3 protein-coding genes are annotated in these 8,570 nt (G+C 63.3%); 2 read left to right on the forward strand and 1 reads right to left on the reverse strand.

Annotation, left to right across the window (positions count from 1 at the left end; translation table 11 throughout):
- Positions 1-116: 116 nt before the first annotated feature.
- A complete protein-coding gene (gene argR / locus WBB95_RS29330) occupies positions 117-1,097 on the forward strand; it encodes a transcriptional regulator ArgR (protein WP_424490768.1) in 981 nt (326 codons plus the stop codon).
- Positions 1,098-1,105: 8 nt separating this feature from the next.
- Here the strand turns inward: argR and WBB95_RS29335 are convergent, their stop codons facing one another.
- Positions 1,106-6,964: a dermonecrotic toxin domain-containing protein gene (locus tag WBB95_RS29335; RefSeq protein WP_424490769.1), complete on the reverse strand. Its 5,859-nt coding sequence runs from the start codon at positions 6,962-6,964 to the stop codon at positions 1,106-1,108.
- Positions 6,965-7,243: 279 nt separating this feature from the next.
- Here WBB95_RS29335 and WBB95_RS29340 point away from each other — a divergent pair, with 279 nt between their 5' ends.
- Positions 7,244-8,464 carry an aspartate aminotransferase family protein gene (locus tag WBB95_RS29340; protein ID WP_424490770.1) on the forward strand — a complete coding sequence of 407 codons (1,221 nt, stop codon included), beginning with the start codon at positions 7,244-7,246 and terminating at the stop codon, positions 8,462-8,464.
- The last annotated feature ends 106 nt before the right edge of the window (positions 8,465-8,570 follow it).

Raw genomic sequence — 8,570 nt, forward strand, 5'->3', positions numbered from 1 at the left:
ATCGCAGGCAAGCCAGCTCCCACAGGGGATCTCCGTTTGTTTTGAGATTTGTGTTCGTTTCCGGGCTAGCATTGGCCTTTGTCTTCATTACTGTTACTCGCTTCGGATAGCCCTCCATGACCGCCCATCGAATTGGTTTCCTGATTTGGCCCAGCACAAAAGCACTCACGCTTGCGCTGGCTGAGGAGGCCTTGCGCGTTGCTCAGCGGGTGCATCCGGACGTGGTCTACGAGTTGTCGTTCCTGCTCGCCGAGCCCCCGATCGAGGGCGCCTGGCAATTGCCGGGCGAGCCGTGGGCCGGCAAGCTTGAAGGCTTTCAGAAGCTGTTCCTGCTGGCGGATGAGCCGCCCACGGTCATCGCCTCCCAGCTCAGCACTGCGCTCAAGCAACTTGTACGTGCCGGTTGTGTGATCGGCGGTTTGTCGGCTGGCGTGTACCCGCTGGCCCAGCTCGGTTTGCTCGACGGCTACCGTGCCGCCGTGCACTGGCGCTGGCAGGATGATTTCGCCGAGCGCTTCCCCAAGGTCATCGCCACCAGCCACCTGTTCGACTGGGACCGTGATCGCCTGACCGCCTGTGGTGGCATGTCGGTGCTCGACCTGTTGCTGGCCGTGCTCGCCCGTGACCACGGCGCCGAGCTGGCCGGTGCCGTCTCCGAAGAACTGGTGGTGGAGCGCATCCGCGAAGGCGGCGAGCGCCAGCGCATTCCGCTGCAAAACCGCCTGGGTTCCAGCCATCCGAAGCTGACCCAGGCGGTGTTGCTGATGGAAGCGAACATCGAAGAACCACTGACCACCGATGAAATCGCCCAGCACGTGTGCGTGTCGCGACGACAACTGGAACGGATCTTCAAGCAATACCTCAACCGCGTTCCCAGCCAGTATTACCTGGAACTGCGCCTGAACAAGGCGCGCCAGATGCTCATGCAAACCAGCAAGTCGATCATCCAGATCGGCTTGTCGTGCGGCTTCTCCTCGGGGCCGCACTTCTCCAGCGCCTACCGCAACTTCTTTGGCGCCACCCCGCGTGAAGACCGCAACCAGCGCCGCAGCAGCAGCCCGTTCGAATTGTCCTCGGTGCCGTCGGAACGAGGTTGAGCCCGGCGTTATTCCTCTTGGCCGTGACTCAGCGGCTGACTCAGCGGGTTGCCTTGATCGTCCACACCGGCTTGTAGCACCTGGAAGTCGATGCCGGTGCGCTGGAAGTAGGCGCGCAGGTAACTCAGGCTTTGCGCCGACCAGGGGTTGTTGCTCAGGTCCGAGTCGTCGTGTAACTCCGGAATCATTTCCAGCAGCGCCGCGGGCATCTCCCGCAGTTGGTTGTGGCTCAAGTCGACGGTCATCAGGTTTTCAAGGGCGAACAGGCCGTTCGGCACCTGCTGCAGCCCGGCCGCGTTGAGGTGCAGCGACGTCAGGTTGCTCATCGTGCTCAGATCCGGGGCGTGGCCCAGTGGGTTCTGGCTCATGTCGAGAAACTCCAGGGTGTGGAGGTCGGCCATGTTGCGCGCGGTTTCGGGGGTTAGCCGAATGGCGCATTGCGCCAGCTCCAGGTTGGTCAACTTGCCCATGCTGAACAACGCCGTGGGCAGTGTGCCCAGCGCGCAGCGATTGAGCTTGAGTGTCTGCAGGTTGGCAAAGCATCGCAGCGTGCCATCGACCTGGGTTGTGGTGCCGTCGCCTTGCAGTTCAAAAGACGAGACGTGCTCGAACCGCGCATTGAGTGCCGGCAGGGGCCCCATGATTGGCGTTTCCAGCACCACTGAGTGAGAAAATTCCTCATCAAGGCTTTCTTCGTCCTCGGCACATTCGCGCCGCCAGGCTTGCTCCATCAGCGATTTAAACCGACGGCGGGTCAGTTGTTGCAGGGCGCGGGTGTTTTCGTCCAGCGGCACGCCGAGGATCGGATGGTCGGCGGGTACATCCAGCACCCATTGCTGCAGGTCGGTGGCCAACTGATGGTACTCGGCCTCCAGTTGACCCAAGGCGCCGGGCAGGGCGTCCATGTCGCCGGGTAACTTGAAGAGGAAACGGTCCAGCTCTCCGTCGACAAAGGTCGGGAACAGGCGTTGCAGGCGCGCGCGCTCGGCGTGCGGCGCGCTGGCATTGAGGTGTTCGTGGGTGCGCTGGCAGTAGCGTTTTACCTGATCGAGGGTGGCGCGGCTTAACGGGTTGGCCGACAGGTCGAACGCCGAGGTGGCGCTGGCGGGCAGGCTGAAGGTGATGTCGGGCAACTGTTCGATGGCGTTGTGGCTCAAATTGATCGAGCCGCGACGCTCCGGTGTCAGCAGGCCATTGGGCACCTGAGTCAGGCCGGTATCCGTGAGTGTCAGGCTGGTCAGGCGTGTCAGCCGGGTAAAATCCGCTGGCGCGCCGAGCGGGTTATGGCTCAGGTCCAGGTAGTGGAGTTGGGTCAAACCTTCCAGGGCGCCGCGCGACGCCGCCGACAAGGTGATCGAACAGCGCGGCAAACCTATGAAGGTCAGTGCCGGCAAGCTGAAGACGGAGGCGGGAATGTCGCCCAGGGGCGTGCCTTCGATATCCAGGATTTCCAGGGCGGGGAAGCTGCGCAGGAAGCCGCCGGGATCGATCGCCGTGCCGTTGCCTTCGATGATCAGCGAGTTGATATGCCCGAACGACGCGCTCGTCGAGGGCAGCTCTCCCGCCAGGTGGCGGGGAATGTTCAGCGCGTGAATGTGTGGGGTGTCTTGTTCGGTTTCCCGGCGCCAACTGCGCTCCAGCAGGTGGCACAAGGCTGTTCTTCTGGCGTACTCAGGCGGGGTAGCGGTCGAGGCCTGTTGCCACTGCCCGAGCGACTGCCTTAGCGTGTTCAACTCCCCGGCCAGGCGCGCGAGTTCGATTTTTCCGGCCTCTATATCACCCGGCAAGGCGAAGATCAGTCGGTTGATCGCTTCCCGGTCGAGGCTCGGGTACAGCAGGCGCGCATCGCGAATGTCCACCGCTTGTGCATCGGCTTCCCAGTGTGTGCCGTAGCGCTGGTAGTAGGCCTTGACCTGCTCCAGCGTTGCGCGCGACAGCGGGTTGTCACTCAGGTCGAACCGTCGACTGTCTTCTGCATTTAGCGCGAACAGCGCCGGCGGCAGTTCGCGCAATTGGTTGCCGCCCAGCAAGGCCGCCTGCAGTTCCGGCCGGGTGAACAGGCCGGGGGGCAGTTGATCGATGCCGGTGTCGGCCAGGTCCAGGATCACCAGACCCGGCATGTTTTCAACGCTCGGCACCTGCCCCAGGGGGTTGTTGTTAAGCACCAGGCTTTGCAAGCGGTTCATTGAGGCCAGACGGGCGTGACTGGCCGCATTGAGGGTGATGTTGCAATGGGCGAGCCCGAGGGTGTTGAGGCGCGGCATCTGGTTCAGTGACGACGGCAGATCGCCGAAGTTGATGCCCGTGACCTCCAGGTGACGCAGCCGTGCAAAGCGGCTGAGAAAGGCCTCGGCGCCAGTGGTGGCGGGGCCGCCGTTGAGGGTCAGTAACGTCACGTGGTCGAAGTTGGCCGTCAGCGTTGGGAGCACGCCATTAATCGGCGCCTCCAGACGCAGGACGTGACCGTCACGGGCGGGATCGTCGTAATAGCTGTCCAGGTCAGTCTCACGTCGCCAGCAGCGCTTGATTTGTTCGGCGACCAGGCGACGATTATGGCGCTCGTAGCGATAGTGACTGACGCTCGGTTCGCCACTGTCGGTGGGCTGGGGCGTGTCGTATTGCCAGTCGTTGAGGTCGCGGTCGAGCCGGTGGTATTCCTCGGCCAGTGCGGCAATGCCGTGGCTGACCCCGCCGGGCTGGGTTTGCAGGTGGTCCAGCAGGTCCTGGATCTGCCGGTTGTCGATCCCGGGAAACAGCAAACGCGCACGTTCGTAATGGCTCAGTGGGCGAGTCGGGCCCTGTGTCTGCATGGGGTAGCCTTCCACATTGCCCAGCAGGCGCAAGGTGTCCGTTGGCGTTTGTGCCGGGGCAGTGATGCCCAGAACCTCGCGCAGTTGGTCGCGCGGCAAGGGCGGCTGGCGCAGGCGCAGCCGCAGTTCGGCGCCTTGATGGATGTCGATGTTCAGCGCTTGGCGCTGGGCGTCTGGGAGGGCGGCGAGAATCGCGCTGTACAGGTCGGTTTCACCGGCCAGCGGGGCTTTGTCGTCGTGGGCCACGTAGCGGCCGTTGTCGTGGCGAATCAACGTGCGGCGCAGCGGGGCGTCATCGGGGCCGATCTGTAGCCACAGCGGGCCTTGCATCGAGTTTTCGCGCACATCGAGTTGAATCTGGTCCGACCAACCCGGCTGGACTTTCAAGCTGTTGAGCGCCAGGCGGTCGCTGTCGGCATTGCTCACGCCTGTCAGGTGCTGGCCTTCATAGGCGCGGTTGATGCGCAGTGTTTGAAGGGCGTCTTGGGCCAGGTCGGCCAGGCGTGGAGGGGTGCGACGTTGCTCCAGCGCTTGCAGTTCGGCGCCGCTGGCATGGTCGATCAGGCGCGCGACCACGCTGGCAGGCAGGCCGGGAGCCGCCTGCTGCAGCTGTTGCACCGGTATTTCGGCACTGGTTTGCCAGTGGGCGTAGCGCGAGTCGAAGAGTTGCGTGCGGTGGGTGTCGGCAATTCTCGCCAGCCGTTTGCGCAGGTGCTTTGCGCGGGTGTCCAGGCTCAGTTGCGGGTCGCTGGGGCGCTCACCGAATTGGGTGCGTATTTCTTCTGGGCTGAGGGTTTGCAGCACGGTCTTGAGCAGGTCGCCGTTGCCCAGTTGTGCTTCATGAATTTGCACGATCGGTTGGTTGGGTTCGCCGAACTCCCAGGTGGTCCGGCCCTGGGTGTTGAGGAACCGCAAGCCACGGGTTTTGGGCCACGCACCGTAGCTGACCAGCAGTTGCAGTAAGTCCTGCGGGTCGATCTGCCTGTGCAGGGCCGGATCGTCGCTTTCAAGCCGCTCGATCAGCGTCTGGATTTGCCGTTCGATGTGCACGCGGGCCATGGCATCGCCGAGCAATGGCGGAACGCGCTCGTTGTTGTGGTGCATTTTGCGCAAGGCATTTTCGGGCACGTTACTGAGGCTCAGCGCCAGTTCGCGGTCGGTTTCGCCCAGGGCTTCGGCGTGCGCACCCAGGCGGCGCAGCAGCGTGGGCTTGTCCCAGGTGAGAGGGTCTTCCAGCTCGGTGTGCCAGGCGCTTTCCTGGTTGTGATGCAGTTGCGGTGTATAGGCGTCGGGACGGGTCGGGTGTTTGATCACATAGCGCCCGTCCGGGTTTTTTTGCACGGCGTACAACCGGCCTTCCAGCGGCAGGATCGATTCGCTGCGCACCCGGTGCAAACCGGATGGCGTGGCCCCCAGGCGCGGCGGCAGCGCGAGGGTTTGTTCATAAGGCGCAAGGTCGGGTTGCCAGTAACGCCGGCTGCCGTTGGCGAGCGTCACGGGCTTGAGCCAGTCCACAAAACTCAGCACCGACTGTGGCAATACTTTGCGCAGTTCTGCCGCGCCAATGCTTGCGCCTGCGCCAAACGCGCCTAATTGCACCAGCGATTGCAGCACGCTCATCAAGTGACTGAATGCTTCATCCGAAACGCCTTCAGCCCAATCGACGATGCCTTCGAACACGTCGTCGAGCAGTTGATAAGCCATGTAGCCGAGCATTAATTCGCCCAACCCCGGAATCAGTGGCGTCACCACCAGCAAGGCCGTGTTGAGGACTGAAGACGCGACGTCGACCAGCGCGTCCCAGCGTTTCCAGCGCGCGGTGCGGTCGACATCGGCGGTCGAAAGCGCAAGGCTGCGCCCGTCGTTGAGGACCTTGTTCAGCGCCTGTTGATAACGCTGCACCCAAGGGTCGCCCGGGATCAGCGTGGCCACGAACTGCAGTTTAGGGTCGTCGGTGGGCGCTTTGCGCCAAGGTGCCAATTGGCTGCCTGGCACAGGCGGGTGCCAGATGACCCGCGCCAGGCGCTGGCTCAAGCCGGCAAAAAACACACCGTGTTTGTCGTGGGCGACAAAGCGGCTGAAAAACGCCTGGTATTCGCTGTCGCGCAGTTGCTGGGTCAGGGCCTGCTTGAAGGTCAGCGCCGAGGCGTATTCCTTGAGCGGGTGCTGCGGGTCATCGGGGATGTAGGCAACGATGCGCTGCACCGAGCGCACGTGCTCAAGGTCGGCGGCGAACAGCATGACGCCGGTCAGGGGGACGTCCATCATGCTCAAGTCGTGGCAACCCACGGCCTGATAATCGAGTATCGGCGCCGATTCGCCCGCCAGCAGCGCTTCAATAACGGCGGCGAAATCCGCCTGTATATCCCCCTGCGTTCGTGCCAGGTGCAATGCGGTGCGCAGCGCGGCTTGCTGGCTGGCGCGTACCTTGTGTTGCAGCACGGCAGTGGCGACGGGTTCGCCAATCCCCAATTGTGCGCGCAGGTACTGTTGATAGCGGGCGCCAATGTCCAGCTCGCGGCACAGCGTCGCAAAGGCGGCGATGGGCAAGGCCTGTTCGAGGTGCGGCAGGGTATCGAACCGGCTGGCGGCGGAAGGTTCGCTGGTGTAGGTCGAGCTGGGCTCAAAGGCGCCGGGCAAGGTTTCACCCTGTTCGAAGTTCTGTAAGGCGGCGTCCACCAGCGACAAGGTCCGGGTGTGCGCCGCGCCGCTGGGGATCGGAAACCACGGCACGCTCAGGGGAATATAAAGACGCAAGAAGGTCGTCTCGGTGTTGAGGGTCAGGCCAAAGCGGGCCAGCAGCGCTGCTTCGAGGATCGGGCGCGCGAAGGCTGTGGGCTCTTGCAGGTTTTTCAGTGCGGCATCGACGCGGGTCTGCGCGCGCCAGTGTTCGCCGTTCAACCGCAAAAGCTCGGCGCGCTGCTCGGCGGTGGCGGTCAGTGGGCGTGGCTTGGCCTGGGCCAGGGCGGCGTGTTTGGCGGGCGTGGCCTGGCCGAGCCAGGCGGGAATGGCCTGGCGCAGCAGTTGGTAATGACTGTCGGGATGTTCGTTGCTCATGGCGGGTCTCTGATCGGCCGGAAAGCCCATCAGTAAATCAGCGCGGGTGCCGCGTTCGGCGCTAGATAGTTATGCGGTGTTGACCCTGCCCCAAAAGGGCTGGGCAGTTTAAACTGCGCCATTGCGATGCTATTTGTCGCATTGGCGTAAACCCGCGTAAAACGGGGGTTGGCGCTATAAGAAGTTGTCGCTTGGCGGCAAGGCCGCGCTGAAAACTGTCCTTACAATCCCTGCATCGCCCGCCAGTTCCAGGCAGGCGTTCCTCTTCAGGAGACTCCGATGTCCGTTGAGCAAGCCCCGGTGCAACGTGCCGATTTCGACCAGGTCATGGTTCCCAACTATGCACCTGCCGCCTTTATCCCCGTGCGTGGCGCAGGTTCGCGCGTATGGGACCAGGCCGGTCGCGAGCTGATCGACTTTGCCGGCGGCATCGCGGTCAACGTACTGGGCCATGCCCACCCGGCGTTGGTCGGTGCACTGACCGAACAGGCCAACAAGCTGTGGCACGTCTCCAACGTCTTCACCAATGAACCGGCCCTGCGCCTGGCGCATAAGCTGATCGACGCCACGTTTGCCGAGCGCGTGTTCTTCTGCAACTCCGGCGCCGAAGCCAACGAGGCCGCGTTCAAGCTGGCCCGTCGCGTGGCGTTCGACCGTTTCGGCAGCGAGAAATACGAGATCATTGCCGCGCTGAACAGCTTCCACGGCCGTACGCTGTTCACCGTCAACGTCGGTGGCCAGTCCAAGTATTCCGATGGTTTCGGCCCTAAGATCACCGGCATTACCCACGTCCCTTACAACGACCTGGCCGCGCTGAAAGCCGCCGTGTCGGACAAGACCTGCGCCGTGGTGCTGGAACCGATCCAGGGCGAAGGCGGCGTGCTGCCGGCCGAGCTGGCCTACCTGCAAGGTGCCCGTGAGCTGTGCGACGCCAACAATGCGTTGCTGGTGTTCGACGAAGTGCAAACCGGCATGGGCCGCAGCGGCCACCTGTTCGCTTACCAGCATTACGGCGTGGTGCCGGACATCCTCACCAGCGCCAAGAGCCTGGGCGGCGGTTTCCCGATTGCGGCGATGCTCACCCGTGAAGACCTGGCCAAGCACCTGGTGGTCGGCACCCACGGCACCACTTACGGCGGCAACCCGCTGGCGTGCGCGGTGGCCGAGGCAGTGATTGACGTGATCAACACCCCAGAAGTGCTGGCCGGGGTGAATGCCAAGCACGCCCTGTTCAAGGCGCGCCTGGAACAGATCGGCGAGCAATACGGCATCTTTACCGAAGTGCGTGGCCTGGGCCTGCTGATCGGTTGCGTGCTCAGCGACGCGTTCAAAGGCAAGGCCAAGGACGTGTTCAACGCGGCCGAAAAAGAAAACCTGATGATCCTGCAAGCCGGCCCCGACGTGGTGCGTTTCGCCCCGAGCCTGGTGGTGGAAGACGCCGACATCCAGGAAGGCCTGGACCGTTTCGAACGTGCTGTGAAGACGCTGACGCAAGCCTGATGGACCGTTCGGCGCCCGAATGATCGGGCGCCGAGCACAAACTTTGTATGCCGGACCCGATCAGTGTGGGGACTGGCTTTTGTGGGAGCTGGCTTGCCTGCGATGG

This window comes from Pseudomonas sp., from assembly GCF_049645325.1.
GTDB lineage: Bacteria > Pseudomonadota > Gammaproteobacteria > Pseudomonadales > Pseudomonadaceae > Aquipseudomonas.